This window comes from Exiguobacterium sp. BRG2, assembly GCF_031844245.1.
Classification (GTDB): domain Bacteria; phylum Bacillota; class Bacilli; order Exiguobacteriales; family Exiguobacteriaceae; genus Exiguobacterium_A.
The window spans coordinates 87,539-114,164 of record NZ_JAUZUW010000003.1 but is presented as its reverse complement, the minus strand read 5'-3'; the positions used below and the strand labels follow the sequence as shown (position 1 = coordinate 114,164).

The window sequence follows — 26,626 nt, the reverse complement described above, 5'->3', positions numbered from 1 at the left end:
ACCATTCGGTCAAACAGACACATTCTTTAGAATCAGCTTTTTGTACTTAATATTCGATTTTCAAGTCACCATCTTGAATCCGACCGAGTCGAAGTAATAACCGATAGATGAGATAGCTGATGATGCCAGGCGCAATAAAACATAATACGATGACGGCTACATAGTATTCCATTTCAAACCCCATCGTCTTCAACAACATCAATGGACCAACAAAACCACTCGTCCCCATGCCCGAGCCTTCTGGGTTGCTCTCAAGCATCAACAGAACAGTCGCGAATGGCGCTAGGATAGCACCTGCGATCGTAGGCGGAATGAGAATCCAAGGATTGCGGATGATGTTTCCGACTTGGAGCATCGATGTGCCGATACTTTGTGCGATGACGCCCCCGATTCCGTTATCACGATAACTGATGACACCAAAACCAATCATTTGAGCGGCACAGCCGATCGTCGCAGCACCCGCAGCAAGTCCATCCAATCCAAGCATGATTCCAAGTGCAGCACTTGAAATCGGCGCTGTCAATGCAAGTCCCATTACAGTAGCAATGAAGATACCCATGAACAACGGTTCGCGTTCCGTCCCCCAGCGAATTATTTCACCCAGATCGGTCATGCCTTTTCCAATCCATTTCCCGGCATAACGTCCAGCAACGAATCCAACTAGCAACGTGACGAACGGCGTCAACAGAATATCGAGTCGCGTCGTCTTTGACACGAGTTTTCCAATTTCTGTTGCAAGTAGCGTCGCAATGTAACTACCTGCCGGTCCGCCAGCTTCATATCCAAATGCTCCAACCGCAACTGCTGCAAATAAGATGAGTGGCGGTGCTTCAAGCGCAAACGCTACGGCGACACCGATCGCTGGTCCCGTCAGAACAATCGCCTGCTCGCCTAATTGAATAAGAAACCTTGCTTCGATACCACGATCTACCAACCCTTCTCCGATTGTTTGAACAATCAAGCCCATGATCAGCGAACTGAATAAACCAAGCGCCATATAACTTAATACAGTGATGAAATATACTTTAGGGCTAAGTGAAATTCCCTTTTGCTTGAACATCTTGTCACGTCCTTTACTCAACATCGCGTATCATTATACCAAATCCACTTTCGATTCGACTAGGCTGTTTTTCCAACTGACAAGACAATCAACATCATTATGTTCTCACTACAATAAAATAGACGACGGATTATAAGTCCGCCGTCTATTTTATGAGAATGGTCCTCCCCGTTCGTTATTTACTTGACTTGCAATGTTGCAAGCGTCGTCGTATCAAGATTCGTGACGAGTTTTCGTAGCAATTCCTTCGCCGCATCATAATCATCTGTATGCATGATTGACGCATGGGTATGAATATAACGTGCCGGTAAACCAACGACTGTTGTTGGAATACCATTGTTCGAGCGATGGATGACACCGCCGTCCGTTCCACCTGCACCGACGTAGTATTGATACGGAATCTTGTTCGATTCTGCCGTATCAAGGACATAATCCGTCATCTCTTTCGAAAGAATCATGACGCTGTCTTTAATACGGAGTAATGGTCCTTGTCCGAGTTGACCAAATTCCGTTTTGTCTCCTGACGCATCATTGGCTGGAGACGCATCGACGACGAACGCCACATCAGGATCGATAAGTGTCGTCGCTGTTTGGGCACCTCGCAATCCGACTTCTTCTTGAACCGTTGCACCAGAGAACAAAATGTTCGGATGATCCGCTGCTGTCGTCTCCTCCAACAATTCGATTGCCATTCCGACACCATAGCGGTTATCCCATGCTTTCGCCATGATTTTCTTCGGATTCGCCATCGGTGTGAATGGGAAAAATGGTACTGCCGGAATACCCGGACGTACACCAAACGATTCTGCTTCTTCTTTTGAATCCGCACCGATATCGATGAACATGTCTTTGATTGCCATTGGCTTATTGCGTACTTCTTCTGTTAATAAGTGTGGTGGAATCGACGCGATGACACCAGGGATGATACCGTTGTCTGTACAGATCGAGAAGCGTTGGGCAAGCAATACTTGACTCCACCAACCACCGAGCGGTTGGATCCGTAACATCCCATTCTTCGTGATTTGTGTCACCATGAATGCCACTTCATCCATGTGTCCGGCAACCATGACTTTCGGTCCTGTCGCATCCCCTGTTCGCTTCCCGAAAATCGAACCCAGTCCATCTGTAACGATCTCATCCGTGACAGGTGTAATGCGTTCGCGAACGAACTGACGCACCTCGTGTTCAAACCCTGGTGCCCCATTTAATTCCGTCAGTGTTCGAAATAACTCTCTCGTTTTTTCATTCATATGTATCGCCTCCTGTTACCCATTATACAAAAAATTGCTTCAATCACTTAACCTTTTGTTTCTCTCTGAACGAATTATTTGGTACAGTAGGAATAGAACCTGTAAGGAGGGGAATTTTAATGAAAAAACGCTATTGGATTATCGGATTGGCAGCAGCTGTCGTCGCCGCTTTCGCAGTGAAGAAGGCCGTTGACAACAAACAACTTTCTGCCGAAGAAGCGCTCGAAATCACGAAACGCACATTTTCAGCAAAAGGACGTGTCCAAGGTGCATGGATCTCTGCAACACCGGAGGCTTACGCATATGAGTCACGCGACTACCAAAGCTATAAAGGTGGCATCTCGGTCCTTGAAGGTGATGACGAAAAAACGTATCAATTCACAGTCGATGCCGAAACTGGCGCATTACTCGAATACGCTTAATCAGAAGACCGTGCTTCAATCGATGAAGTGCGGTCTTTTTTTCACGTTCCTATAAAGGAGGTATGATTCATGTCCATTCTTGCTACTATCTTCGTTTTACTTGTTTCCTTAGAGCACTTTTATATCATGGCTCTTGAAATGTTCTTTTTATCCTCTAAGGCGGCACGACGTACATTCGGACTGACGGATGAAGCGGTCGCATCTAAGCAAATCCAGACGCTTTTTGCCAATCAAGGTCTCTACAATGGATTTTTAGCTGCTGGTCTTCTGTTTGGTCTAATCCGTGAGGATGTTGCTGTCCAACTGTTCTTTTTAGCTTGTGTGATCATTGCCGCACTCTATGGCGCCTTGACGGCTAATCGCTCCATTTTACTTAAACAAGGATTACCCGCCATACTCGCTTTCATCTTTATATTGTTAGCATAAAAAAAGCCTCTACCCAAACGGGTAAAGGTTTTTTTGATTAGCGCGGGTTATCGTTGCGCTCATAAATCGGATTCATGTATTCCGAAGTAGAGTACAAACGTGGTACGACGATGTATAAGACGATCGCTGGTACAGCGATGATCAACAACATCAAGAGTACCGGTAACCAGTAAACGACTTTTTGATGAAGATTGTCCGAGTTGCTGTCGATGTATTCTTTTACGCCGTCAACTTTTGCAGCGTCGGCACTCGTCAACAATTTACCGCTATCGGCATTGAAGAAGTGGATTTCACGTTTGATTGTGATGAAGATGCCGTCACGGACTGTCTTGATGACAGCGATTCCGCCAATGACTTCTTCTCCTTTTCCGTTCGTGAACGTCTTCGGATCCTCGATTTCGACCGAACCTTTTTTATAATCGTAATGCGTCGTTGGTAATTCCTCATCTAATGCTTTTGTCATTTCTGAGGTATCAACCGCAGCAAGTACCGATTGACCGATACTTAATGCGAGAAAGAGCGCCGTTACGAAGGCTAAGCTTTTCTGCCACATCCCCAAATTCCCCCTTTACCTATAAGTACAAGTTCTTCAGTCAACAACATTGTACCAATTAATAAGAAAAAAGTGTGAAAGAAATACCAGGAAAATAAGAAAACTTTTTGTCTAAATTAATTTTGGTACGTTGCTTCCATCCGATAAATCGGTTGACCCATTGAAGAAAAACGCTCTTCATACTCTGTCCGGACGTTATCTTCCGGTTCATTCGCATGTAGATCAAGCGACATCCAGTCGAAGCGCATGCCGTACGCCGACATCGTCATCAGACTCGATTCAAACAACTTGCGATTATCGGTCTTAAAGTGAATTTGTCCTTTCGCAGGTAAGATATCTTCATACGTTGAGAGGAACGTTTTATACGTCAAACGACGTTTCGCATGACGTGTCTTCGGCCATGGATCCGAGAAGTTCAAATAAACGCGCGCTACTTCACCTTTTTCGAAGTAATCACGTAAATCTTTCGCATCGACTGTCAAGACGCGAACATTTGCTTGTGGAGCCTCTACTAATTTTTGAACGATCGTCACTGCTACGCTCTCAAAAAGTTCAATCGCGATGAAGTTGATCTCCGGATGTTGGTTTGCCATCCCTGTGATGAAGGCTCCTTTTCCTGACCCCACTTCGATGTAGATCGGATTATCATTCTTGAACTCCGTTGCCCAGTTTTCTTTCAGGGATGCTGGTTCTGCTATATAGATTGAGGATTGTTCCTTCATATAATCCTGCGCCCATGGTTTATGTCGTAAACGCACTATCGTTCATCCTTTCCAAACTTAGATTATCCGCAGATAAGTTTATCATGATTCGGGTAATTATATAAGAACTTCTTCAATCCCGATTGAAGAATGTTCAGCAGTTCGTCACTTGAGAAACAGTGAGCAATCTACTACACTAAAGGTACGTAAGAACTAAAAAGGAGGGCTATACCATGGAAGACTTCTTGATTGCTTGGGGCTCCCCCATCGTTCTCGTCATGGGCATCTGTGCCTTATTCGTCTGGGCGACTTTCGGAAAAGTCGACGTTGAATAAGCGCAATCTCTGTACCTTGTGTAATCGTACACAAGGTACTTTTTTTATTCTCTAAACGAATTTAGGTTGGATTTACCATGAAACAGATGTATACTTTTTTCGAAACAGATTATTTATTACAGCTATCGAACACCAAAAAACGTTGGTAAAAAGGAGAATTGTAATGAACGAAAATAAAAACAGTGATTCAAAAGAACTAGTACAGAAGAAAACAGGTGCAGACTTAGTCGTCGATTCACTCATCGAACAGGGTGTAGATTACATTTTTGGTATTCCTGGCGCCAAAATTGATTCCGTCTTCAATGTGTTACAGGATCGGGGACCTGAACTCATCGTTGCACGTCACGAACAAAATGCTGCATTCATGGCTCAAGCCATTGGTCGCTTGACAGACAAACCAGGCGTTGTACTTGTAACATCTGGCCCAGGCGCATCAAACTTAGCGACAGGTCTTGTGACAGCAAACTCTGAAGGTGACCCAGTTGTCGCAATCGCCGGAGCCGTTACACGAGCAGACCGCTTAAAACGAACACATCAGTCCATGGACAATCAGGCACTCTTTACACCGATTACGAACTTCAGTGCAGAAGTGCAAGATGCCGATAATATTCCAGAAGTACTGTCCAATGCTTTCCGAACAGCGGAAACGACTTCCGGGGCTGCTTTCGTTAGTATCCCGCAAGACGTCGGATTGAGCGAAGCGAACGTCACGGCATTCCGTGCGGTTGAAGCACCGAAGCTCGGTGTTGCACCAGAAGCTTGGGTTGAAGAAACAGCTCGTTTGATCCAAGATGCGAAGCTACCTGTCTTGTTGCTCGGTATGCGTGCGAGTCAGCGGGACGTCGTACATGCGATTCGTTCCCTGCTCAAACACGTCTCGATTCCTGTCGTCCAGACGTTCCAAGCGGCCGGCACATTATCACGTGAGCTTGAATCGAATTTCTATGGACGCGTCGGACTATTCCGTAACCAACCGGGAGATGCACTGCTCGCAGAAGCGGATCTCGTCCTCTCGATCGGCTATGACCCAATTGGCTATGATCCGAAATTCTGGAACCAACCGACGCACGACCGGACGCTTGTCCATATTGATCAAATGCGTGCTGAAATTGACCACTTCTATCGCCCAGACCGCGAGCTTGTCGGTGATATGGCGAAAACGGTCGATGCAATCGCTGAGCGCCTGCAACCACTCACATTACCTGAAAGTTCAGCTCAATTCCTTGAAGGATTACATCAACGTCTTGTCGATCGTGATGTTCCTCCTGTCGCGGATTCTCCGTTGACGCACCCACTCTATTTCATGAAGACGTTACGTGAAAAAATTGCGGATGATGTCACGGTCACAGTCGACGTTGGTTCTCACTATATTTGGATGGCACGTCATTTCCGTTCGTACGAACCACGTCACCTTCTCTTTAGTAATGGGATGCAAACGCTTGGTGTCGCGCTTCCTTGGGCAATCGCAGCAACACTCGTACGTCCTGGTAAGAAGGCCGTCTCGATTTCAGGTGATGGTGGATTCCTCTTCTCGGCAATGGAACTTGAGACAGCTGTTCGTTTGAACTCACCACTCGTCCACTTCGTATGGCGTGATAGCGGATTCGACATGGTCGCGTTCCAACAAGAGATGAAATACAAACGGAAATCCGGTACGTCATTTGGTGACGTCGATCTCGTCAAATATGCTGAGAGTTTCGGAGCAAAAGGATTACGCGTCAATCATCCATCTGAACTAGCCGCAATCATGGATGAAGCACTCGCGACAGAAGGACCAGTCATCGTCGATGTTCCGATTGATTATCGCGACAACATCGCGCTCGGAGAACAAGTTCATCTCGATCAATTGAACTGAGGAGGATTCACATGACACACGATAAAACGCTCGTCCAGATTTCAACGATGATGGCACTGCTCGACGGAGTATTCGAGAGTGAAGTCACATACGCGTCCGTTATTGATCAACGAAATTTTGGTATCGGAACGTTCGACCACTTGGATGGTGAGATGATTGGTTTTGATGGTCAGTTCTACCAGCTCCGTTCAGACGGTAGCGCTCGACCACTTCAGCCTGAGACGACGACGCCGTTTGCGACATTGACCCGTTTCGTGCCAGAGCAAACGCTCTCCGTGGCAAAAGAGATGTCAAAATCGGAATTCGAACACTGGTTGAATGAACAACTACCGACGATCAATAGTTTTTATGCCGTTCGAATTGATGGAACGTTCACAGAGGTGCAGACACGTACCGTCGCACGTCAAGAAAAACCGTTCGTTCCAATCACGGAAGCTGTCGCCTCTCAAAGCGCGCGTACTTTCGAACAAACGGAAGGAACACTCGCCGGTTACTACACACCACGGTTCGGTCACGGTATCGCCGTCGCTGGATATCATCTTCATTTCATCGATGCTGAACGCGCGGGCGGAGGCCATGTCTTTGACTACACGGTCAAGAACGTCACCGTCACATTCGAAGAAAAACCGCAGCTTGATTTACGTTTACCAACGACTGAAGCGTATCGGTCGGCGGATCTTGAAAGTCATGATATTGAAAAAGAGATTAAAATCGCAGAAGGTTAATCAAAAAAGCGTGTCGTTCCTTTTCGGAATGACACGCTTTTTAGTCGTTCGAGTATTCAAGTAACTGTTCTAGAAAATGATAGCTGTCCTCGACATCCGGATGACGCATATCTTCATACCAATACAAGGATAATACAGCTTGCGCTACGACATACCAATGCATTCGTTGTTTCAGATCATTCGTCAACGGATGACCATAATGCTCAAACCATTCGGGCCAAGCCGCTTCATCGACATAACTGTATAACATCATCCCGAGGTCATACGCACGGTCGGCAATGATCGCATCATCCCAGTCGTTCAGGTAGAGTTGACCGTCCGCTCCCGTCAACCAATTATTATGATTTAGATCTGAATGACAGACGACTTGTTCATCCGTTCTTACTTGCTCCAGATTTCGTTCGAGATAATCCATCGCAAGTTCTACCAGTTCTGGATTCTCTAAGTCTTCTGGTTGAAAATATAAGTGACATTGGCGCAATAACTCATCAGGCTCGATCGGACGTTGGTCAAGCTGTTGTAGCATGAACAGCAATTCCTTCGAATCATGGATTTTCCCAAGCAAACGCGCCACTTCCGGACGTTCCATCATTTCCGGCTCCAACTCGTCGCCTTCAATGAATTGTTGCGCACTGATGACATCCCCGCTATAGATTCGTTTCGTCCATAATAATTTCGGGACGATTCCGTCCGCGGATAAAATCGCCAAGAACGGCGATGAATTTCGTTTTAAAAACAATTTTGATTGTCCGGTTGAAGCGATGTACGCTTCTCCTGTGATTCCACCTGCTGGCGTAAGGGTCCAGCCTTCGCCAAGCGCATCTAAAATATCTATTTCCATTATAATCCGCTCAACTTTTTTAGTAGATTTGCCTAAGGCACAATGCTTATCTTAACACGTCGCAATCGTCGTTGACAACGGAAGGACTTGAATCCTATCGACACCTTTCAGAAGCGGGTCGACCGAGGCATCATCCCCTTGGACATGTACATTCCAGCGCGAGTGATCGAGTGAGACTTCCACGATTTCGTGCGTCGTATTGTAGACAACGAGCGTGCGTTGCCACGCATCGTACGAATGGATCGCTTCGACTTCGTAGGCGATGACACCCGGACGTAAGTTGATGAAACGAAGCAGCTCTCGAACCTGATTCGCCCGGTGTAGACGGAATCCGCCATGCATTCTGCGAATTTGTAAAATCGTCTTGATATACGTAACGAGGGAGAGATGATCATCCCGGCGTTCCCAGTCCATTCGGTTGATTTCGTCCGATGCATTATAACTGTTTTCGACACCTTGTTTCGTACGCAAGAACTCTTGACCCGCATGCAGAAACGGAATGCCTTGCGCAAGCAAAGCGATCGTTTGAGCTAATCGACTCATCCGTAATAACTGAAGTTCGTCCGCTTCCGGACAGGAGATCTTCAATTTGTCGTACAGCGTATGGTTATCGTGCGCCTCGACATAGTTGATCGAATACGTCGGTTCCGGAAAACGTCCATACGTTTGGTTATCGATATGAACACTACCCGCAATCCCGTTTCGGACCTCTCCTTCTTTCCATCCGTCTCCGGCAACGAATCCTCGATCGTATGCACTGAACGTCGATCCTTTCAAGGCATCACGGAACACGTCATTAAAATGAGCGATTCGCGGCATTTGCGCAGCCGAGGCGCTCATCGCTTTGAATCGTTCCGGCAATGCCGTCGCAAGATCCCAGCCCTCTCCATACACAAGAATCGTAGGATCAATCGCATCGAGTGCTGCACGTACTTCATTCATCGTCTCAATGTCATGAATGCCCATTAAATCAAATCGAAACGCATCAATGCGGTAGACACGAGCAAAGTACGTCAAGCAATCAACGATGAGTCGACGCATCATGAATCGTTCGGATGCGGTATCGTTTCCAACACCCGTTCCGTTTGAAAGTGTGCCGTCTACTTCATAACGGAAATAATAACCCGGAACGAGCTGTTCAAGAGAGGAACGCTCCCGAACAAAAACGTGGTTCATGACGACATCGAACGTAACACGAATCCCTGCTTCATGGAGTCGCTCCACCATATCCGCGTATTCTCGGACGCGAACGAGCGGTGCGACCGAACTCGCGTAGCTCCCAGCTAATCCGAACCAAAGCATCGGATCGTATCCCCAGTTATATGGCGACCTTGTTCGTTCATCGGTCGTTTCGAAGAAGTGGACCGGTAACAGCTGCAGATGCGTAATCCCGAGATCAAGAAGATAATCAAGACCTGTCGCATGTCCACGAGAAGAAACTGTTCCACGTTCCGCCACCCCTGCATATTGTCCCGGATGACTTGAACCAGCGGAACGATCAATCGTAAAATCGCGAATATTTGCTTCATAGATGACAGCGTCCGACGGTTTGACGAACAGAGGACGCGCGACTCGCTTTGGAAACCACTCGGAAATCGTCTGTTCAACGTCGGCGATGACACCGTAACGACCGTTTACCGATATCGCATGAGCGTATGGATCGACGACTTCATGTGTGCCAACGTAAGTCGTCACTTCATAGCGGTACCATCGTTCTGCTGATTCTTGCCCAAGTCGAAGGTGATAGGTACCTTGCTCTTGTCGCTCCATCTTGTGTCTTCCGAGTACCTGTTCATCTTGATCGTATACGATACACACGATTTGCTCTGCGACAGGCGACCAGACAGCAAAATGATACGTATCGTCTTCTTCCCAGACACCGAGCTTCTCTTCGTAACGGTACTTTCGCTCGAACGCTTCCGTCCGAACTAATCGATCAGGAACGACACGGATTGACCTGCCTGCTCCGAACACCTCATAGCGGCATTCTAACTCGACTGGTTCAAGAACCGTTAACTCATAAATCACGAACTGTTCCTCTCGATGCGTTTCGGTCTGTTGAATTTCAAGCGGTTTCCCATCACATTCAAGCGACCAGTGGATTGACGGATTGCCTTCGACCTCGACTCGGATGCTTCGAAACGATGAGAACTCTGCCCGGATCACCGGTATTACCACCTCTTGGTTCGTCATGTCTTTCGCAACGACAATGCCGTCGCTTCCTCCCCTACTCTTGAATTCGTGACTGCCCTTCACTTAGAATTGCCATTTGAAACGGAATCGATACGGTCTCTTTCAGGATTTTTTCACACACCCGCATCTGAAACGCTTTTGTATGCGGCGCACTTGCATTCATTCGTTGTAGCCAGTTTGGAAACTCGACTTTATTGACGTAAGTCGTCGTCGTTTCTTTTGGAATCTGATCAAAATAACCTGAAGGTGCTAAAATGACTCGTTCGATCGGCAAGACATAATCTCGCCCAAGTACGACTCGTAGAATATCTTCCGTCCGTTTTAAACCGATGTTCGGATTCAAAATTTGCTTTGCGGATGCCTTGAACGGTTGTTCCCGCCACAACTTATCTCGCCGGATATGATAGATACTTTCGTCACCGTCAAGCCATTCCATGATATAAATCGCGGATGGACCGACGACGAACGGACTCAATTCGACTTCCCCGACTTGATATTGAATGACGGCGCGATAAAACATTGCATACTGTTCATTCAAGAGATGTAACATCTGATAAAAGTCTAAATGACGTTTTAACGGAATCCGCCAAATGTCCTCTTCGCCCGCTCCACCAGTAACGTTTAATAATTTTTGTAACTCGAGACGTTTTTTGTACCATTTATCAAACGCTCTTCGAGATAATTGTTTACCCGGAAGTTGAATGACTTCGCTTTTTTTCATCACTTGCCACCACTTCTTCGGACGGATGAGCGTTTCCCCGGGAAATAATTCTCCAGCCTCCCATCTACGATAGACATGAGCGTAATCAAGTGCCTGATGTTCACCGAACCGTTTTGTCATCTCAAGCGGATTTTTTTCAAATCGACTATCTAAGTCATATAGTTTCATCAAGATTGCGATGGGGATCACCTCATTCCTCTTTACCTAGATGAATCCGGTAAACCGGTTCATATCGCGGCGAAACGCCTAGTCGTACTTCAAACAGAATAAGTTCACGAACAGTCCATTCCACCGGTTGTATCGGATTCGTCGTCCATTCTTCCGCCTCCGTGCGCCACTTCTTCGCGATCGTGACATGCGGAACGAATGGTTTAGTCGCACTTGGATCAATCAGACGCACTAATCGAAACAATTCCTCTGCTTCTGTTCCGAATCCGACGACACGTGGTCGCTCGTTTTGTCCAAAGGTAATTAGACGATCCAATCGAAGTACGAAAGGTTCGATCGTGCGCGCAATCTCCTGCAGTTGCTGTTTCCACGATTGTTGTTCTTTTTCACCCAATGGACCAAAAAAACGAAGCGTCAAATGGTACTCTTCTAACGTATAGACATTTCGAAAGTAATCAGATAGAGATAAACGATTAGCGATATTCGCTAAATCTTCAGAAGGAATCGGTAAGGCAACGAAAAAGTGTCGTTCCTGTCTCATCGTATCTTCACTCCTTCATTCGACCACTGACACTGTACAAGACGGCACCAAGAATACTGCTAATTGTATATACCCAAAAGACGGTATAGATTGTACTTTGGTCTAGCACAAACCCACTCATCAAGTTAAACAGTGCTGTCGCTAGCCCTGTCGTCGTTGCCATATATGTACTGACAGCTGTTGCGACCATCGTCTCTGGAACGAGTGACCGAACATAGTCTAATGCAACAGGGATCAACAATCCGACGATCATTCCTTGCATCGCAGACAATACCCAAAGCATGACGATCGGAAGCTCTAATGCGATCATCGCCGTACGAGCAGCTGACAGCAAGGAAATGAAGACAAGAACTGGAATCGCTCCGAATCGTAACAATAGACGCGAAGCGATGCGCATGAACGGGATTTCGCACAGAACGGCGACGAAGAACAAGGTCCCGACGAGCGCGGTCGTCTCTCCACGAATCGTGACGTAGCTGCCAAAGTAATAGTTATTGGCGAAGATCGGTCCGAAGATCAAACTCCCTCCCGCTAAGAATAACAAGAAGCGTCGATTCGAAAAAAGTTGTTTTAACGGTACCTGTTGTTGATGTGAAATGTGTACGCTCCCCGTTTCTTCAATACCTATCAACACAAGAAAACCAAGAACCCACGCTGCACCGGTCGCATAAAAAATCAGACCAAGTCCACCCTCCTCAGTGATTTGTCCAAGGATGAAGACGGCTAAAGCAAAACCAGCTGATCCAAAAAGACGCAAGGCGCCATAATCTACCTTACGTTTTCGTGTATATTCGATCGCTAGTGTATCAACGAGTGGAATATGCGCACACTGGAATAATGCCCAGACACATGAAATCAATAGTAAAAGTAGATAAGCGGACGTCATTAAGTAACTTAATGTAAATACTCCAGCGGCGAGCATGGCAACGAGTAAGAGACGTTTCGGCTTTCCGAGTCGATCTGCCGCGATGCCCCAAACGGGCTGTAAGAAAATAGAGAGAATCGGTCCGATCGCAACGATTGTACCAATCTCTGAAGCGGACAGACCGAACGCATCGCTTGAAAAATAAAGCGCAAGATACGGAATGAGTGCACCTTGTCCAAAGAAAATAAAGAAATATAACGCTTGGAAATGATAAGTTTGACGATTTTTCACACGGAACTTCCTTTCAAGAAGCAATCCCCCCATCTCCACGATGCGGGGGATCATCAGTCATTATTTTGCGAGTTCATAAATTGCTTCTGCATAAATCGCGACAGCAAGCAAGAGTTCTTCAAAATCAACATATTCATCGACTTGGTGGGCAACTTCAGGACCACCTGGGAAGACTGGTCCAAATGCAACCCCTGCCGTCAACGAACGTGCATATGTACCACCACCGATAGCAATCAGATCAGCTGGTTGGTTCGTATGACGTTCATACACGGCACTCAGTGTCTGAATCAATTCATGATCCGGATCGACATGGTGTGGTGTCATATGTGTTCGAGTCTGTAACTCGAAGCCATATCCCGCTGCCGCTTCCTTGATGATTTGCAAGCGTTCCGTGAAGTCTGCTGAATAAGGATAACGGATGTTGATCGACGCTGTTCCTTGCTCTTCTGCATACCGGAATACACCACCGTTGATCGTTAAGTCACCTGTCTCGTCTGAAGCAGCGACACCAATCGCTACACCGCGAGAATCACGGAACATGTGCGTGACAAGCTGAATATAACGACGACCGTTATAATCCAAGTGAAGCGTATTGAGGAAACGTGCTAAATGTAAGGCAGCATTTTTACCGTTATCCGGCTCCATGGCATGGGCTGCGACACCGTTCACATCAAGAACGAGACCTTCCGTTTCTTGCTTGACCGTCCCAGACAAGCCTTGTTCTTCAAGATACGTATGGAAATCCGTTTCAAGCGTCCCCACTTCGACGACACGAAGAAGTGCTTGGGCATGACCCGGAACCATGTTCGGACGTTCGCCACCTTCAAAACGAACGAGATGGTAGCCTGTATCAGATGCTTGCGCTGGTTTTCCTTGAATCAATAACCCATCATACAGTCCTTTTTCCGCATTGATGATCGGGAAGTCGGCATCTGGTGCAAAGCCGAGAGTCGGCATCTCTTCATGTTTGAAGTAATGATTCACACAACGCCATTCACTCTCTTCATCTCCTCCAGCAATCAAACGAATACGTTTTGAGAGCGGTAATCCGAGTTCTTTGACGATCTTCAAGGCATAATAAGCTGCCATCGTCGGTCCTTTATCATCGATTGCACCGCGCGCATACAGCTTCCCATCGACAAGCGTTGGGTTAAACGGACCGTATGTCCAGTGATCGCCACCAGCTGGTACGATGTCTAAGTGACAAAGAATACCGAGTAACTCTTCCCCTTGACCATATTCCAAATGTCCGGCGTATCCATCAACATTTTTTGTCTTGAATCCGTCTCGTTCCCCTGTCGCGAGCATCCAATCAAGGGCTCGTTTGACTTCTTGACCAAACGGTGCACCTTCTTCGATTGTTGATTCATCAAGTATACTCGGAATCCGCAGTAGTTCTTTTAAATCCTCCAATAAGTCCTCGCGACGCGCGAGTACTTCTTCTTTCCAATTCACCATCTGATTTCGCTCCTTCATTCTGAGTTGGATTCGTTTCCTATACACCTTTCTAGTATAGCGAATATTCGTTCAGATACGAACATCCAAATTCTGTTTTCTTTTTTATTTGTTGAAATAACGAACATTCAACGATGTTAAAACTCCAATTATCGACTTTACAATCTGTTTGAATATTTTTTTTATGCAAACGTTCGGTTAAATCACTTGCAATTTAATATCAAAACGTTATACTAAAGGCGAAACAACTGGATATTGCATTGTCTTTTGTCACCCGAAGCTTTAGAACACTATTCTATCCATTGGGGGAGTGGTTATACCAATGAAAGATTCTACAGACCGTATGTTGACCCGGATTAAATCGATTTATCTCTACATCCAAGAGAACGGAGCTACTACGACAGCAGAGTTGGTTGAAGAGTTTGGCATCACTTCAAGGACCGTTCAGCGGGATTTGAACGTGCTCGAATACAACAATCTCATTGTGAGCCCTCGACGCGGTACATGGACGTCGAGCAAGAAACAAAAGCAAGCGGGTTGATCCACTGTTTCACTATGTATATCTTTCGATGACGCGATTCTTCGCGTCTTTTTTTGTTATCTTTTTTAAAACGTGGGGTATAGCTATTGGGAGAAGGAGTTGAGAAGAATGAATATTTTAATCATTGGAGCAAACGGAACGACTGGACGCAAGATGGTCGAATTGATCGCTAAACAAGGTGATCATCAAGCAATCGCGGTCGTACGGGAAGAAAATCAAATCAACGATTTGATTGCACTCGGTGCATCTGAAGTCAGACTTGGGGATTTGACGAAGGATGTCAGTGGTGTCATCAGTAATGCGGACGTCGTCATCTTTGCAGCGGGTGCTGGTGGCGCATCAGACGAATTGACGCGCGCCGTCGATCAAGAAGGCGCAATTAAAGTCATCGATGCAGCAAAAGCCAACGGTATCGATCGTTTCCTGATGCTCAGTTCAGTAGGTACCGAAGAACCAAAAGGTGAATTGAAAGTATATCTCGAATCTAAAGCAACAGCAGACGCACACCTCCAGGAAAGCGGACTCAATTATACGATCGTACGTCCTGGTCCACTCAGCTATGACGACCCGGCAGGCACTGTCGAAACGAAAGAGCATTTCGATTCATACGAAGATCGTAAGGTGTCGCGTGATGATATCGCAGCATTATTCGTTCACTTGATCGATCATCCGACACAATCTCGTGTATTCGAAGTACTCAGTGGTCCTTATCCAATCGCAGAAGCATTGCGTAATCAATAATCGAAACCCATAACAAAAGGCGATGGAATGTACGCTCATTCCACCGCCTTTTCGTTTTGCTTATTCAGGTTGCCAATCAAACAAAGACAGTTCCGCTGGCGTCAGTTCACGATAATCCCCTAGCGCAAGTGCCGGATCAAGTTCCAAGCGCCCAATCGAGCGGCGCTTTAAAAAAGTGACCTCTTTCCCGAGCGCAAGCATCATCCGTTTGACTTGATGGAACTTCCCTTCCGTGATCGTCAACTCAAGCGTTGAATCTGTTTCTGTCGTCGATAAGATGACAAGTTTTCCCGGCTTTGCTCGGTAACCGTCTTCTAACGTGACGCCTGCCGCAACCGCTTCGATGTCTTCTTGCGTCAACACTCCTGTCACTTCTGCGTAATACGTTTTTTCGACGTGTTTCTTCGGAGACATCAAAGCATGATTAAATGATCCATCGTTTGTTAGTAACAATAAACCTTCTGTATCTTTATCGAGTCGTCCGACCGGGAACGGTTTGAAATACGTCACGTCTTCAAACAACAGATCAATGACGGTCTCATCTCGTTTATCTTCTGTTGCACTAATGACACCCGGTGGTTTATTCATCATCAAGTAGATGTATTTTTGATACGTGACCGGTTCGCCGTACATCAGAACTTGTTGCGTCTCGACATCGACATGTTGTTTCGGATCACGCACGATCTCACCATCGACTTGAATTGCCCCTGCCTTCAGCAGCAGCTTCACTTCTTTTCGGGAGCCTGCTCCCATGTTGGATAACAATTTATCTAGACGCATGACCTCGTCCTCGTTTCAATGAAATTTTACGTCCTAATACGACTTCTGCTAAGCCACTCCAAATCGAGAGTCCTGCAAAAATCACGATTCCGACTGCTGCACCTACGATCAGAATCAATAGAGACGCCCATGTCGTCTCTGGCAAGATGGATACCATTCCCCACTTGACGAGCGCGACACCCGCTCCCATCAAGGCGCTGATGATCAAGATCAACGACGTCCGGCGTAAGACCGTATTGAATGGGAACTTCACCGTTTGTGTGATCCGGAAGAACATCAAACCGGTCGCAACGAGATAGCCGATGATCGTCGCATATCCAGCACCTGTTCCATCACCCGTCAAATGAATCAACGGTGCATTCAAAAGATACTTCGCAAGTAATCCAGCAAGTGTTGCGATGATCGTAAAGTACTGACGGTTAATCCCTTGAAGGACCGCTGCCGTGACTGAATAAAGGGCAAGGAACAAGGCACTTGGTGCATAACTCAACAGATAGACCCATGCTGCTTGATCTTTCGGAAAGAGCACATGGAACGTTTCTTCACTGAGGAGAATCATTCCGACAACTGCCGGAATCGTCACGAAGAAGACGAGTTGATAAATCTGTGAAATTTGAGCCCGTACTTTTCGCATATCTCCTTGCGTGAAGGAAGCTGTCAACAGTGGCGTCGCAGACAACGATAAGCCTGTTGCGACCGAGACCGGAATCAAGACGATCTTATGACTATCCGCAATCAGATAGGCCGTCGCATTTCCGGCAGCTTCGAGCGTATAGCCGATACTTTGTAACGCGGCATTCATCGTGTTCTGATCAATGACTTGGTAAAGCGGCGTCGAAAGACCGACCATGACGATCGGAATCGCGTACGTCAATAATTCCTTATACAAATCCGTTAACGGGCGATCCGGCGAACGGACGGTTTGAGTAGCACGAAGCTCCTGCAGCCCACTGGATCGTTTGCGGAAGTAATAGATGAGAACCGCGACACTACCGATTGCACCAATGAATGCACTGAACGTTGCAATCGTCGCTGCAAAGGCTACACCTGAATCAAATACATAGATAGCGATGCTGACTCCTACGAGTAAGAAGATGATGCGGACGATTTGTTCCAAGATTTGCGAAATCGCTGTCGGTCCCATCGATTGATATCCTTGGAAATATCCACGCGTCATACTCATCGGTGGAATCAAGAGTAACGCAAAACTAACCCCTCGAATCGTCATCGTGACGGCATCGACGTACGAGGCTGAATCAACGTCACCGCCTGGAATCGCCCGGTGCGCTAAATACGGTGCAAGGAAGAATAAGGCGAGAAAAGAGACAACCCCGGTCAAGGACATGATCTTTAGACCAGATCGATACAATCGTTCACTCGTATCATATTCTCCTAACGCATTGTATTTGGCGACGAATTTTGAGACGGCAACAGGAATCCCCGCTGTCGCGACACCAATCATGATCGCATAGTAGTTGTAGGCATAGGTATAGAACATGATACCTGTCGCACCGACCATGAACTGAAACGGAAAGAGATAAATCAAACCCAGTGCGCGGGAAATCAGCGACGCACCGGACAGGAGCATCGTTCCACGAACGAATCCTGCATTGCCGGAAGAAGTAGACTGCTTATTACTGACTGTGGACATGGTAACATCCCTCACGCTTTCTAATTTTTAAATCGACACTCTAATCGTGATTGTCTCATTATACAAGTTCTCTCGTACACAATTGCAAATCATTATACCGCTGTCTATCTTGAATTGAAAGAGACGGTTTGTTTACAGTCGCAACTTCTGCTAAAGTGAAACAAGCAGAATTCTATGAATGAGGTGACCTTATGTACGATGTAATCGTAATCGGAGGCGGACCGAGCGGTTTGATGGCGACGCTCGCCTCTTTACAAGCCGGAGCCCGGACGCTCCTGCTCGATAAAGGAAATAAATTAGGACGAAAGCTCGCAATCTCTGGCGGCGGACGGTGTAACGTCACGAACCGAAAGCCACTCGATGAGCTCGTCCAGTCGATTCCAGGAAACGGACGTTTCCTTTATAGCGCCTTTTCTCAATTTAATAATGAATCGATCATCGATTTGTTCGAAGGATTTGGTGTCGCACTCAAAGAAGAGGATAACGGTCGGATGTTCCCGGTCTCGGATAAGGCGGCAGACGTCGTTCGTGTATTGATTGATCAAATCCGTGCACATGGCGCCGAGATTCAAACAGACGCGCAAGTCGCTACGCTCGACTTTCATCCAGATGGTTCTTTTGCAGCTGTCATCTTAGAAAACGGCATGCGTCTTGAAGCAAAAAGTTGTATCGTAGCGGTCGGCGGACAATCTGTTCCGCACACGGGTTCGACGGGTGACGGCTATCCGTGGGCTGAAAAAGCGGGTCATACGATCACGGAACTTTTCCCAACGGAAGTCCCGATTTTGTTAGGTGATACGTTCATTCATGAAAAAACATTACAAGGACTGTCGTTGCGTGACGTTGCCTTAACGGTTCACGGTAAAAAGGACAAAGCAATCAAGACACATACGGGTGATCTACTGTTCACACACTTCGGTTTAAGTGGTCCGATCGCTTTACGGTGTAGCCAATATACGATCAAAGAGCGCAAACGATCGAAAGAGACGATCGTTCATCTATCGATCGATCTCTTCCCGGATGAGTCGCTTGGTGCATTAACAGAACGCTTCCAGGCAGCACTTGCGGCAAATCCGAAGAAATCGGTTCGGAATGCCCTTCGTGGTTTTGTACCAGAACGATTGCTTGAACTCCTGTTCGCTCGAATCGGCTTTGGCGATGAAGTGTGTACACAAGTAAAGAAACAGGACTGGACGGACTTCCTGCAACAATTGAAACGATTCCCACTCAAAGCAACAGGAACGCTCGATTTCGATAAAGCCTTCGTCACTGGTGGCGGTGTCTCGATCAAAGAGATTGATCCTAAAACGATGATGTCGAAAAAGGCGGAGCGATTATTCTTCGCTGGCGAAATTCTTGATATCCATGGCTATACAGGTGGATACAATATCACAGCTGCGTTCGTGACGGGTCATTGTGCTGGTAGTCACGCTGCAGAGATGGCACGTGACACTGTCTCTTAATACAAAAAAGACCCGATTCGTCTCTGTATAATCAGAGAAATCGGGTCTTTTTTCTACATCAGTCAATCGGTGTGAACGATCGACTTGAGAATTTATCCGTGACGACTAAGGCGAACAATTCATTATCTTGTACAAAGATTCCTTTTGATCCATACACTTTCGGACTCGCTGTCTCCCCCGTAATCGTTTTCTCTTTCTGATCAATCGAATAAAGATAAAGTGCTTCTGAGTCTAACGTGTAGATCCGACCTTGCCGTTCTGCAAGACCAATCGGACGGAATCCGGATTGAAATGCTTTTTTCGCATCACTTCGCATTCCGCTCGCCGCTTCGATTTTCTCTCGTTTGACGATCGACAAGTACGGTGGTTTTTGCTTTTTCTTTAAGGCACGCTTCTTCTTTTCCGAAGCATCTGGATCAATCTTGATTTTGTCCTCTTTCATTGCAAAGTAAGTCAATTCAACACGACCAATCGAGCGAATTTGATTGATTGTATAGAATTCTTTTTTCTTCGCATCATATCCAAGACCATGAAAACTGTCTCGAATCGTCGTCCCTTGTACTTTTTCGCGTTTTTCTTCACTCCAGACGCCATCTTTTCGTTTAATCGTGACTAGAATTTGATTCGACGTCAATAAAGCGACTGTCTCTCCGTCAACGAGTGTCATCCCGTCAAGACCAGACAATAAGAGATTCCCTTCTTCCAACTGAAACGTCGCATTGATGCGTTCTCCAGTTCCACTGATTTCAAAGAAACGATAGTCCTCTGTTACGACGAGGTACGAACCGATGGAATCATCATATAACATCTGTTGAACATTTTTAATCAACGGTTCTTCTGGATTCGGAATGGCTGAAGGCGTTTTCGGTGGCACCTGTTTGACAGCTGCCTGATGCTTCGATTGCGTCTCGATTTTCGCGAACGTTTCCTGAATACGTGACAACGTCTCTGGCTTTGAGAAGACGAGCAGTATACAAAGGATCAACCCCGAAACGACAGCAAAAATCGTTGTATAGACTATATAAGATCGTTTCATTGATGGTACTCGCCTTTCTTTCTCGGTTTCTGATTCAGTGTAGCAGAAGGACGTTCAAAAAAAAAGCGAACTTGCGACGGAAATGAAGAAACCCCCTCCATTCGCATCAAGTGAATGAAAGGGGTTATGGCTTAGTTCGCCACGATATTGATCAATTTTTTCGGTACGACGATGACTTTCCGAACCGTCTTGTCGCCAATCCATTCTTGTGTCTTTTCATCAGCAAAGGCAAGTGCTTCGATTTCTTCTTTTGTCGCATCGATGTTGATTTCGATTTTCGAGCGAACTTTACCGTTCACTTGAATGACGAATTCCATCGTATCGCTGACAAGTTTTGATTCATCGAATGTTGGCCATGCCGCATACGTCAATGTCTCTTCAAAGCCAAGTTGTTCCCAGAGTTCCTCACCAAGGTGCGGTGCGACTGGTGTTAACAATTGAATGAATCCACGAAGGAAGTGACGCGGGAGAACCGGCTGTTTATTCGCTTCGTTGACGAAGACCATGAGTTGCGAAATCCCGGTGTTGAACTGAATGTTCGCGAAGTCTTCCGTGACCTTCTTGACGGTCTGGTGGTATGTCCGTTCGAAGTCAGCATCGACTTCCGTGACGTCTTGAATGTCTGCTGTCCGTTCGAACAAGCGCCAGACACGGTCGAGGAAACGACGCGCCCCGTCAAGACCGTTCTCAGACCAGGCAACCGATGCATCGAGTGGTCCCATGAACATTTCGTATAAACGTAACGTATCAGCACCATGCGACTTGACGATTTCATCTGGGTTGATGACGTTACCGCGAGATTTTGACATTTTCTCGTTGTTCTCTCCAAGGATCATTCCTTGGTTGTATAACTTCTGGAATGGTTCTTTTGTTGGTACGACGCCTGCATCATACAAGACTTTATGCCAGAAGCGCGCATACAACAAGTGGAGAACAGCATGTTCTGCTCCACCGATGTAAATATCGACTGGAAGCCAGTATTTTAATTTTTCCGGATCCGCAATCGCTTCTTCATTGTGTGGATCGATGAAACGAAGGTAATACCAGCAGCTTCCTCCCCATTGTGGCATCGTATTCGTCTCGCGACGGCCTTTCATTCCTGTTTCAGGATCCGTGTAATCCAACCAGTCTTCAGCAAGCGCAAGTGGTGATTCGCCTGTACCAGACGGTTTGATTTCTGGAATGATTGGAAGCTCAAGCGGTAATTCCTCTTGATTGAGTGTTTTCATCGAACCATCTTCCATATGAACGACTGGAATCGGCTCGCCCCAATACCGTTGACGACTGAACAACCAGTCTCGGAGTCGATACGTGATTTTTTTACGACCAACTTGGTTCGTTTCGAGTTCAGCGATCATCGTCTCGATTGCTTCTTGTTTCCCAAGTCCATCAAGCATATGCGAGTTGACGTGTTCTCCCTCTCCCGTGTAGGCTGCTTCGTCGACATTTCCACCTGCGACGACTTCAACGATCGGTAAGTCGAACTGCTTCGCGAATTCGTGGTCGCGCTCATCGTGTCCTGGGACAGCCATGATCGCACCTGTTCCGTAAGAAGCAAGGACATAATCAGCGATCCAGATTGGAAGACGATCGCCTGAGATCGGATTGACCGCAAAAGCACCCGTGAAGACACCTGTTTTTTCCTTCGCTAAATCCGTTCGCTCGAGATCTGACTTCGTTTGGACTTGCGAAATGTACGCATCGACGGCTTCCTTGTGATCCGCTGTCGTGATGTCAGCTACGAATGGATGCTCCGGTGCGAGTACTAGATACGTCGCACCGAAGATCGTGTCCGGACGTGTCGTAAAGACCGTGACTTGTTTTTTATGTCCATCAATCGTGAAATCAATCTCAGCACCCTCAGATTTCCCGATCCAGTTGCGTTGCATCTCTTTGACAGAATCCGGCCAATCGAGATCATCCAGATCTTCAAGAAGGCGATCCGCATATTCCGTGATTTTCAAGACCCATTGACGCATCGGAACACGCACGACCGGATGATTTCCGCGTTCGGATAATCCGTCGATGACCTCTTCATTCGCAAGGACGGTTCCAAGTGCCGGGCACCAGTTGACTGCGACTTCGTCTACGAAGGCAAGTCCTTTTTCATACAACTTCGTAAAGATCCACTGCGTCCATTTATAGTATTTTGGATCCGTTGTGTTGATTTCACGATCCCAGTCATACGAGAATCCGAGTTCTTTAAGCTGACGCTTGAACGTCTCGATGTTTTTCGCTGTGAATTCGCGTGGATCGTTTCCTGTATCGAGGGCATATTGCTCTGCTGGTAATCCAAACGCATCCCATCCCATTGGGTGAAGGACATTGTATCCTTGCATCCGCTTCATCCGTGCGAGGATATCCGTTGCTGTGTAACCTTCCGGATGACCAACGTGGAGTCCAGCACCTGACGGATACGGGAACATATCAAGGGCATAGAACCCTTCTTTTTCTGGATCTTCTGTCGTGACGAAGGCGTTGTCTTGATCCCAACGCGCCTGCCATTTCGGTTCAATTTCGCGATGATTGTACGGCATATCTTTTCCTCCTCTAATCTAAAAAAACCGGTCTTCCGCCCCTAAGAAAAGGGACGAAAGACCGGTTTGGCTTCCGCGGTACCACCCACGTTGTCTGTCTATGACAGACCGCTTGATTCACGGATAACGGTGTGAAAGACCGGATTCGCTACTACGACTTCACAAATCGTGCTCCCTGACGAGTTCACGGTTGTTACCGACTGGTTCGCACCTTCCACCAGCTCTCTTGACGGCACCTTTCCCCTACTACTTCAGTTCCATGCATTTGACTATCTTTTTCTAGTGTAATCTGTTTCTTCCTCAAGCGTCAACGCTTCCGTAAAATTTCCTCGATTTCTGCGTGTGATTGTGCGACATGATCCGCTTGCTCTAAGCGTTGCGTTGGCATCCGGTCATCAAGAAGCGCAATCACTTCCATACCTGCTGCTTTCGCACCAATCATCCCGTTCGCAGCGTCTTCAATGACGAGACAGTTCTCGGGTGCGTGTCCAATCCGCTCTGCCGCAAGTCGAAAAATCGCGGGATCCGGTTTCGAACGGATGACTTCTTCTCCACTGACGTAGTGCGTGATCGGAAGCCCATAATGACGGATGACACGTTCGATTTTCTGAAGTGAACTCGAAGAAGCAATGCCGATATCGTAACCAAGAGTCGCCGCTTGTTCGATGACTTGTGTGACGCCTTTTTTTAATCCACACTCTTCCGGCTTTGCATGAATTTGAAACAAGCGATGTTCTTCCTCAAGCAACGCACTAGCTGTTTCTTTCAGCTGATGCTGGGCGACGAGTTCTTCCCACATTTCATCTCCTGTTTTTCCCATGAACGTCGCATACTGAACCGGATTAAGCGGAATCGATAACCTTTTGAACATCAGTTGATGCACTTCAAAGTAGCGAATCTCACTATCTAAGATAACCCCGTCCATATCAAAAATCAGACCGCGTTTTTTCACGATAACTCCCCCCTTTATTGATCGATCCTGACTTCAGCATATCAAAAAAACGACTACATGATGTAGTCGTTTTCATACTCTCATTATCTATTTAACTAGTTGCCACCTGAATACCAGCTTGTCGATACGCCGGAAAATAATCGGAATCAGCATTTGATCCGTATCGTATGCAGAGCAAATCATATAGTGATGGTTGCAGGATGGATTTTCCTTGATGATACTCAAATAGTCGATATCCAGTATAACGGCATTTACTCTCAAAAAGACTATCCCGTTCTTGATACCCGCCCCCAAGATGTTGTTCGACGAGTCCCCGTGCTTTTGCCTGAAGAATTGCTTCGTACTCAAGTCGCTGATTCGGGAACATCTTCGCTTCATCCCGCTTACAGCCGATCAAATGACCGTGGGCGTATTCTTTTCCAAGCAATACGAAGTATCCCCCAACCGCTTTTCCGTCGATTTCCGCCATCAGTAATAAGGGCTCACAAAGTGGGGTCGTCTCCATCAATTGCTCAAAATACGTCGCGGTAAAATAATAATGAGCCGAGGCATTCTTCCGGTCCATCGTTTCATGATACAACGCTAAAAAAACAGGTAGATCGTCCTGTGTTCCTGTTCTGACGGTTAAGGGTGAAGCAAGCGATTTACGAATCATGCTTCTCGTCTTCTTATGAAATGTCTGCATGATATCTTCAAGTGAAGGACGCAAATCAATACTCGTCGTATGACGGATGAAGGAAACTTTTGTCCAGTCCTGCATAAACCGTTCATTACCTGTTAACGGATTAAAGCGGATCATTTCCGAGACGATCGATTCTTGCTCCGCCCACCTCTCAAAGGATAAACGAGCCTGCTGAATCTCGGACGCAGTCAGTTGACCGATGATTTCCGGTCCACCATAGCCGTACGGTGTAATGAGATCTGAATAAGGCGTATCAAAAATACGACGCTTCAAAAAGGGATAAAACAGTGTTCCTGCATGACCTTCATAAAGAAATAATACCGCTTGCTCAGACGGTCTAGCGTTGAGAGTGACGTATTGGTGACTATAGAAGATATCAAGAGGCTGTTTCTGTACGTGTGTCGTCCAAGTTGCGGCATCTGTGATGAATTGACACCTTTCCATCCGTGCACCTCCAATCAAAAAGAAGAAACGTTCATATGACCTTTCTTTTCAAGTTCTTGATTAGAAAGTACCCATTTCTTTGCCGAAATATTCCATATTATTAAATGTTTGTTTTATAATTTTCGAACGAATGATGTAACAAAAGACAGCTGATCTATCGTCCGCTGTCTCACAAGATAAAGCTCATGATGTGGTTTTAGGAATAGCACGAAGGAAGACAACTCCTGCTAACAGGATCAATCCAATTAAGGTCAAGAAAACTGCTGACATACCTGATAAATCGTAGATCAAACCTCCAACTGTCGGACTGATCATCCGCCCTGCTGAAGCAGCGATATTAACGTATCCTTGGAATTCTCCTTCTTTTCCGATTGGTGCAAGTCGCGCCGCCATTGCAGGAACCGCTGGCCAGATGAACATCTCACCGATTGTCAGAATGATCATCGCCACGAGGAACATCTTGAAGCCGCCTGCAAACGGAACAATCAGATAAGAGAGAAGGAATATCCCTGTCCCGGTCATCAGTTGGCGTTTCAAATTATCTCCAAACCAACGAAGAATTGGTGTTAATAAAGGTTGTGCGAACACGATAAGCGCTCCATTGATTGTCCAAAGAATCGAGTACTCGGAAATCGTGACACCGAGCGATTTCGTATGGACAGCAAAGGTCCCTTGCCATTGCACATAAACGAACCAAAGTAAGGCATAACCGATCGAAACGAGCAACATCGTCCGTGCGGATCCGCGCGAAAGTGGCGTGCGTGTCGTTTCGATCTCGTCATGTGCCGCATGCATCCGCGCTGGCGCCTGAATCCAGGACAAACCGACAAACAAAATGATGGCAAAGACGATATAGAGAACGAGATTGGCGATGAAGATGTACTGAATCGAAAAAGCAGCAATTTGACCACTAACAGCTGTCCCGAGGGCTACACCGACGTTTTGCGCGACATAGATCGCATTAAAGGCGCGGCGTCCGCCTTCCGGCCAGATGACGCCCGTCATTGCGTAGATCGTCGGGAAAACCATACCACCGACGAATCCAATCAATCCAAGCATCGCGACGTATCCAATATACGTCTGATGAAATAGCAACAAGCCGACGGAAGACAGGACAAGTCCGATGACACTGATGACAAGCGTCTTCTTTCCGCCGAGTCGGTCAAACGCTTTTCCGCCTAAGTAGTTCCCAACGATTGCTAAGGCTGAGTTGACGAATAACGCCATTCCGGCTTTTGTCATCGACTCCCCTAAATATTCATGAATATATAATGTATTGAACGGCCATAAAAAAGAGGATCCCGTCGTATTGATGGCCATCGCAAGGACGAGGATCCAGACCGCTTTTGGTAATTTTGGCATACCTTTGGTCCTCCTATTTCATTCTCAACCTTGCC

At 46.6% G+C, this 26,626-nt stretch carries 25 protein-coding genes and 1 other annotated feature; of the genes, 8 read left to right on the top strand and 17 right to left on the bottom strand.

Annotated features, from left to right (window positions below; all coding sequences use genetic code 11):
• Positions 1-46: 46 nt before the first annotated feature.
• Together Q9R23_RS05650 and Q9R23_RS05645 are read right to left on the bottom strand one after the other, a co-directional pair.
• Entirely contained in the window at positions 47-1,060 is a 1,014-nt protein-coding gene (locus Q9R23_RS05650) for a PTS sugar transporter subunit IIC (RefSeq protein ID WP_290757775.1), read from the bottom strand.
• Positions 1,061-1,239: 179 nt separating this feature from the next.
• Complete coding sequence (locus Q9R23_RS05645; protein ID WP_214852775.1) at positions 1,240-2,310, bottom strand: M42 family metallopeptidase; 1,071 nt, start codon at positions 2,308-2,310, stop codon at positions 1,240-1,242.
• Between the two features lie 119 nt (positions 2,311-2,429).
• Here Q9R23_RS05645 and Q9R23_RS05640 point away from each other — a divergent pair, with 119 nt between their 5' ends.
• Entirely contained in the window at positions 2,430-2,732 is a 303-nt protein-coding gene (locus Q9R23_RS05640) for a PepSY domain-containing protein (RefSeq protein WP_012371126.1), read from the top strand.
• A gap of 69 nt (positions 2,733-2,801) precedes the next feature.
• On the top strand, positions 2,802-3,158 hold the full coding sequence (locus Q9R23_RS05635) for a DUF1304 domain-containing protein (protein WP_311246594.1): 357 nt from the start codon (positions 2,802-2,804) through the stop codon (positions 3,156-3,158).
• 37 nt (positions 3,159-3,195) lie between these two features.
• Here the strand turns inward: Q9R23_RS05635 and Q9R23_RS05630 are convergent, their stop codons facing one another.
• Positions 3,196-3,711, bottom strand: a complete 516-nt coding sequence (locus Q9R23_RS05630; protein ID WP_214852771.1) for a hypothetical protein — start codon at positions 3,709-3,711, stop codon at positions 3,196-3,198.
• A 116-nt stretch (positions 3,712-3,827) separates the two neighbouring features.
• A complete protein-coding gene (gene trmB / locus Q9R23_RS05625) occupies positions 3,828-4,469 on the bottom strand; it encodes a tRNA (guanosine(46)-N7)-methyltransferase TrmB (RefSeq protein ID WP_311246593.1) in 642 nt (213 codons plus the stop codon).
• A 176-nt stretch (positions 4,470-4,645) separates the two neighbouring features.
• Between trmB and Q9R23_RS15955 the strand changes: the two genes are divergently transcribed.
• The 3 genes from Q9R23_RS15955 (at position 4,646) to budA (ending at position 7,327) form a co-directional block, all read left to right on the top strand.
• Positions 4,646-4,747 carry a cytochrome bd oxidase small subunit CydS family protein gene (locus Q9R23_RS15955; protein ID WP_414651135.1) on the top strand — a complete coding sequence of 34 codons (102 nt, stop codon included), beginning with the start codon at positions 4,646-4,648 and terminating at the stop codon, positions 4,745-4,747.
• A 163-nt stretch (positions 4,748-4,910) separates the two neighbouring features.
• Positions 4,911-6,602 carry an acetolactate synthase AlsS gene (alsS, locus tag Q9R23_RS05620; RefSeq protein ID WP_311246592.1) on the top strand — a complete coding sequence of 564 codons (1,692 nt, stop codon included), beginning with the start codon at positions 4,911-4,913 and terminating at the stop codon, positions 6,600-6,602.
• Between the two features lie 11 nt (positions 6,603-6,613).
• The gene (gene budA / locus Q9R23_RS05615) at positions 6,614-7,327 is read left to right on the top strand and encodes an acetolactate decarboxylase (RefSeq protein ID WP_311246591.1); all 714 of its coding nucleotides are present in this window, start codon (positions 6,614-6,616) and stop codon (positions 7,325-7,327) included.
• Between the two features lie 40 nt (positions 7,328-7,367).
• Here the strand turns inward: budA and Q9R23_RS05610 are convergent, their stop codons facing one another.
• The 6 genes from Q9R23_RS05610 to pepV form a co-directional block, all read right to left on the bottom strand.
• Positions 7,368-8,168, bottom strand: a complete 801-nt coding sequence (locus Q9R23_RS05610; protein ID WP_056062733.1) for a phosphotransferase family protein — start codon at positions 8,166-8,168, stop codon at positions 7,368-7,370.
• A gap of 51 nt (positions 8,169-8,219) precedes the next feature.
• Positions 8,220-10,334 (bottom strand): type I pullulanase, encoded by a 2,115-nt coding sequence (gene pulA, locus Q9R23_RS05605; RefSeq protein WP_311246590.1) that lies wholly within the window; start codon positions 10,332-10,334, stop codon positions 8,220-8,222.
• A 61-nt stretch (positions 10,335-10,395) separates the two neighbouring features.
• Entirely contained in the window at positions 10,396-11,271 is an 876-nt protein-coding gene (locus Q9R23_RS05600; RefSeq protein ID WP_290757761.1) for a hypothetical protein, read from the bottom strand.
• 1 nt (position 11,272) lies between these two features.
• Positions 11,273-11,791 carry an RNA 2',3'-cyclic phosphodiesterase gene (gene thpR, locus Q9R23_RS05595; RefSeq protein WP_290757758.1) on the bottom strand — a complete coding sequence of 173 codons (519 nt, stop codon included), beginning with the start codon at positions 11,789-11,791 and terminating at the stop codon, positions 11,273-11,275.
• Between the two features lie 7 nt (positions 11,792-11,798).
• A complete protein-coding gene (locus tag Q9R23_RS05590; RefSeq protein ID WP_290757755.1) occupies positions 11,799-12,947 on the bottom strand; it encodes an MFS transporter in 1,149 nt (382 codons plus the stop codon).
• Positions 12,948-13,007: 60 nt separating this feature from the next.
• Positions 13,008-14,405 (bottom strand): dipeptidase PepV, encoded by a 1,398-nt coding sequence (pepV, locus tag Q9R23_RS05585; protein ID WP_290757752.1) that lies wholly within the window; start codon positions 14,403-14,405, stop codon positions 13,008-13,010.
• Positions 14,406-14,724: 319 nt separating this feature from the next.
• Between pepV and Q9R23_RS05580 the strand changes: the two genes are divergently transcribed.
• Both Q9R23_RS05580 and Q9R23_RS05575 read left to right on the top strand, forming a co-directional pair.
• Complete coding sequence (locus Q9R23_RS05580; RefSeq protein WP_023469095.1) at positions 14,725-14,943, top strand: DeoR family transcriptional regulator; 219 nt, start codon at positions 14,725-14,727, stop codon at positions 14,941-14,943.
• Positions 14,944-15,051: 108 nt separating this feature from the next.
• Entirely contained in the window at positions 15,052-15,684 is a 633-nt protein-coding gene (locus Q9R23_RS05575) for an SDR family oxidoreductase (RefSeq protein ID WP_035406145.1), read from the top strand.
• 60 nt (positions 15,685-15,744) lie between these two features.
• Here the strand turns inward: Q9R23_RS05575 and Q9R23_RS05570 are convergent, their stop codons facing one another.
• Positions 15,745-16,464 (bottom strand): pseudouridine synthase, encoded by a 720-nt coding sequence (locus tag Q9R23_RS05570; protein ID WP_290757743.1) that lies wholly within the window; start codon positions 16,462-16,464, stop codon positions 15,745-15,747.
• The gene (locus tag Q9R23_RS05565; protein WP_214852737.1) at positions 16,451-18,115 is read right to left on the bottom strand and encodes a putative polysaccharide biosynthesis protein; all 1,665 of its coding nucleotides are present in this window, start codon (positions 18,113-18,115) and stop codon (positions 16,451-16,453) included. Before Q9R23_RS05565 ends, Q9R23_RS05570 begins: the two co-directional genes overlap by 14 nt.
• Before the next feature lie 191 nt (positions 18,116-18,306).
• On the opposite strand from Q9R23_RS05565, the gene Q9R23_RS05560 reads away from it, so the two are divergent.
• Positions 18,307-19,578, top strand: coding sequence for a BaiN/RdsA family NAD(P)/FAD-dependent oxidoreductase (locus Q9R23_RS05560; RefSeq protein WP_035406136.1), 1,272 nt, complete (start codon positions 18,307-18,309; stop codon positions 19,576-19,578).
• 58 nt (positions 19,579-19,636) lie between these two features.
• Here Q9R23_RS05560 and Q9R23_RS05555 read toward each other — a convergent pair whose 3' ends face one another.
• From Q9R23_RS05555 to Q9R23_RS05535, 5 genes are all read right to left on the bottom strand, one after another.
• Positions 19,637-20,614 carry a hypothetical protein gene (locus Q9R23_RS05555; RefSeq protein ID WP_214852734.1) on the bottom strand — a complete coding sequence of 326 codons (978 nt, stop codon included), beginning with the start codon at positions 20,612-20,614 and terminating at the stop codon, positions 19,637-19,639.
• Between the two features lie 131 nt (positions 20,615-20,745).
• Positions 20,746-23,151, bottom strand: a complete 2,406-nt coding sequence (gene leuS, locus Q9R23_RS05550; RefSeq protein ID WP_035406130.1) for a leucine--tRNA ligase — start codon at positions 23,149-23,151, stop codon at positions 20,746-20,748.
• A gap of 46 nt (positions 23,152-23,197) precedes the next feature.
• Positions 23,198-23,420: a binding site (T-box leader), on the bottom strand.
• Positions 23,421-23,458: 38 nt separating this feature from the next.
• A complete protein-coding gene (locus Q9R23_RS05545) occupies positions 23,459-24,103 on the bottom strand; it encodes an HAD family hydrolase (protein ID WP_311246589.1) in 645 nt (214 codons plus the stop codon).
• Positions 24,104-24,194: 91 nt separating this feature from the next.
• The gene (locus tag Q9R23_RS05540) at positions 24,195-25,229 is read right to left on the bottom strand and encodes a peptidoglycan bridge formation glycyltransferase FemA/FemB family protein (protein ID WP_290757727.1); all 1,035 of its coding nucleotides are present in this window, start codon (positions 25,227-25,229) and stop codon (positions 24,195-24,197) included.
• 183 nt (positions 25,230-25,412) lie between these two features.
• Positions 25,413-26,591: an MDR family MFS transporter gene (locus Q9R23_RS05535; protein WP_311246588.1), complete on the bottom strand. Its 1,179-nt coding sequence runs from the start codon at positions 26,589-26,591 to the stop codon at positions 25,413-25,415.
• Positions 26,592-26,626 lie beyond the last annotated feature (35 nt).

What these genes read in the sequence shown, in the direction of transcription:
- Q9R23_RS05645 (WP_214852775.1), bottom strand. Translation starts at nt 2,310, where the DNA reads ATGAATGAAAAAACGAGAGAGTTATTTCGAACACTGACGGAATTAAAT.
- Q9R23_RS05650 (WP_290757775.1), bottom strand. Translation starts at nt 1,060, where the DNA reads ATGTTCAAGCAAAAGGGAATTTCACTTAGCCCTAAAGTATATTTCATC.
- leuS (WP_035406130.1), bottom strand. Translation starts at nt 23,151, where the DNA reads ATGCCGTACAATCATCGCGAAATTGAACCGAAATGGCAGGCGCGTTGG.
- Q9R23_RS05535 (WP_311246588.1), bottom strand. Translation starts at nt 26,591, where the DNA reads ATGCCAAAATTACCAAAAGCGGTCTGGATCCTCGTCCTTGCGATGGCC.
- Q9R23_RS05580 (WP_023469095.1), top strand. Translation starts at nt 14,725, where the DNA reads ATGAAAGATTCTACAGACCGTATGTTGACCCGGATTAAATCGATTTAT.
- Q9R23_RS05630 (WP_214852771.1), bottom strand. Translation starts at nt 3,711, where the DNA reads ATGTGGCAGAAAAGCTTAGCCTTCGTAACGGCGCTCTTTCTCGCATTA.
- pepV (WP_290757752.1), bottom strand. Translation starts at nt 14,405, where the DNA reads ATGGTGAATTGGAAAGAAGAAGTACTCGCGCGTCGCGAGGACTTATTG.
- Q9R23_RS05540 (WP_290757727.1), bottom strand. Translation starts at nt 25,229, where the DNA reads ATGGAAAGGTGTCAATTCATCACAGATGCCGCAACTTGGACGACACAC.
- Q9R23_RS05610 (WP_056062733.1), bottom strand. Translation starts at nt 8,168, where the DNA reads ATGGAAATAGATATTTTAGATGCGCTTGGCGAAGGCTGGACCCTTACG.
- alsS (WP_311246592.1), top strand. Translation starts at nt 4,911, where the DNA reads ATGAACGAAAATAAAAACAGTGATTCAAAAGAACTAGTACAGAAGAAA.
- Q9R23_RS05635 (WP_311246594.1), top strand. Translation starts at nt 2,802, where the DNA reads ATGTCCATTCTTGCTACTATCTTCGTTTTACTTGTTTCCTTAGAGCAC.
- thpR (WP_290757758.1), bottom strand. Translation starts at nt 11,791, where the DNA reads ATGAGACAGGAACGACACTTTTTCGTTGCCTTACCGATTCCTTCTGAA.
- budA (WP_311246591.1), top strand. Translation starts at nt 6,614, where the DNA reads ATGACACACGATAAAACGCTCGTCCAGATTTCAACGATGATGGCACTG.
- Q9R23_RS05640 (WP_012371126.1), top strand. Translation starts at nt 2,430, where the DNA reads ATGAAAAAACGCTATTGGATTATCGGATTGGCAGCAGCTGTCGTCGCC.
- Q9R23_RS15955 (WP_414651135.1), top strand. Translation starts at nt 4,646, where the DNA reads ATGGAAGACTTCTTGATTGCTTGGGGCTCCCCCATCGTTCTCGTCATG.
- Q9R23_RS05555 (WP_214852734.1), bottom strand. Translation starts at nt 20,614, where the DNA reads ATGAAACGATCTTATATAGTCTATACAACGATTTTTGCTGTCGTTTCG.
- Q9R23_RS05560 (WP_035406136.1), top strand. Translation starts at nt 18,307, where the DNA reads ATGTACGATGTAATCGTAATCGGAGGCGGACCGAGCGGTTTGATGGCG.
- Q9R23_RS05575 (WP_035406145.1), top strand. Translation starts at nt 15,052, where the DNA reads ATGAATATTTTAATCATTGGAGCAAACGGAACGACTGGACGCAAGATG.
- Q9R23_RS05570 (WP_290757743.1), bottom strand. Translation starts at nt 16,464, where the DNA reads ATGCGTCTAGATAAATTGTTATCCAACATGGGAGCAGGCTCCCGAAAA.
- Q9R23_RS05565 (WP_214852737.1), bottom strand. Translation starts at nt 18,115, where the DNA reads ATGTCCACAGTCAGTAATAAGCAGTCTACTTCTTCCGGCAATGCAGGA.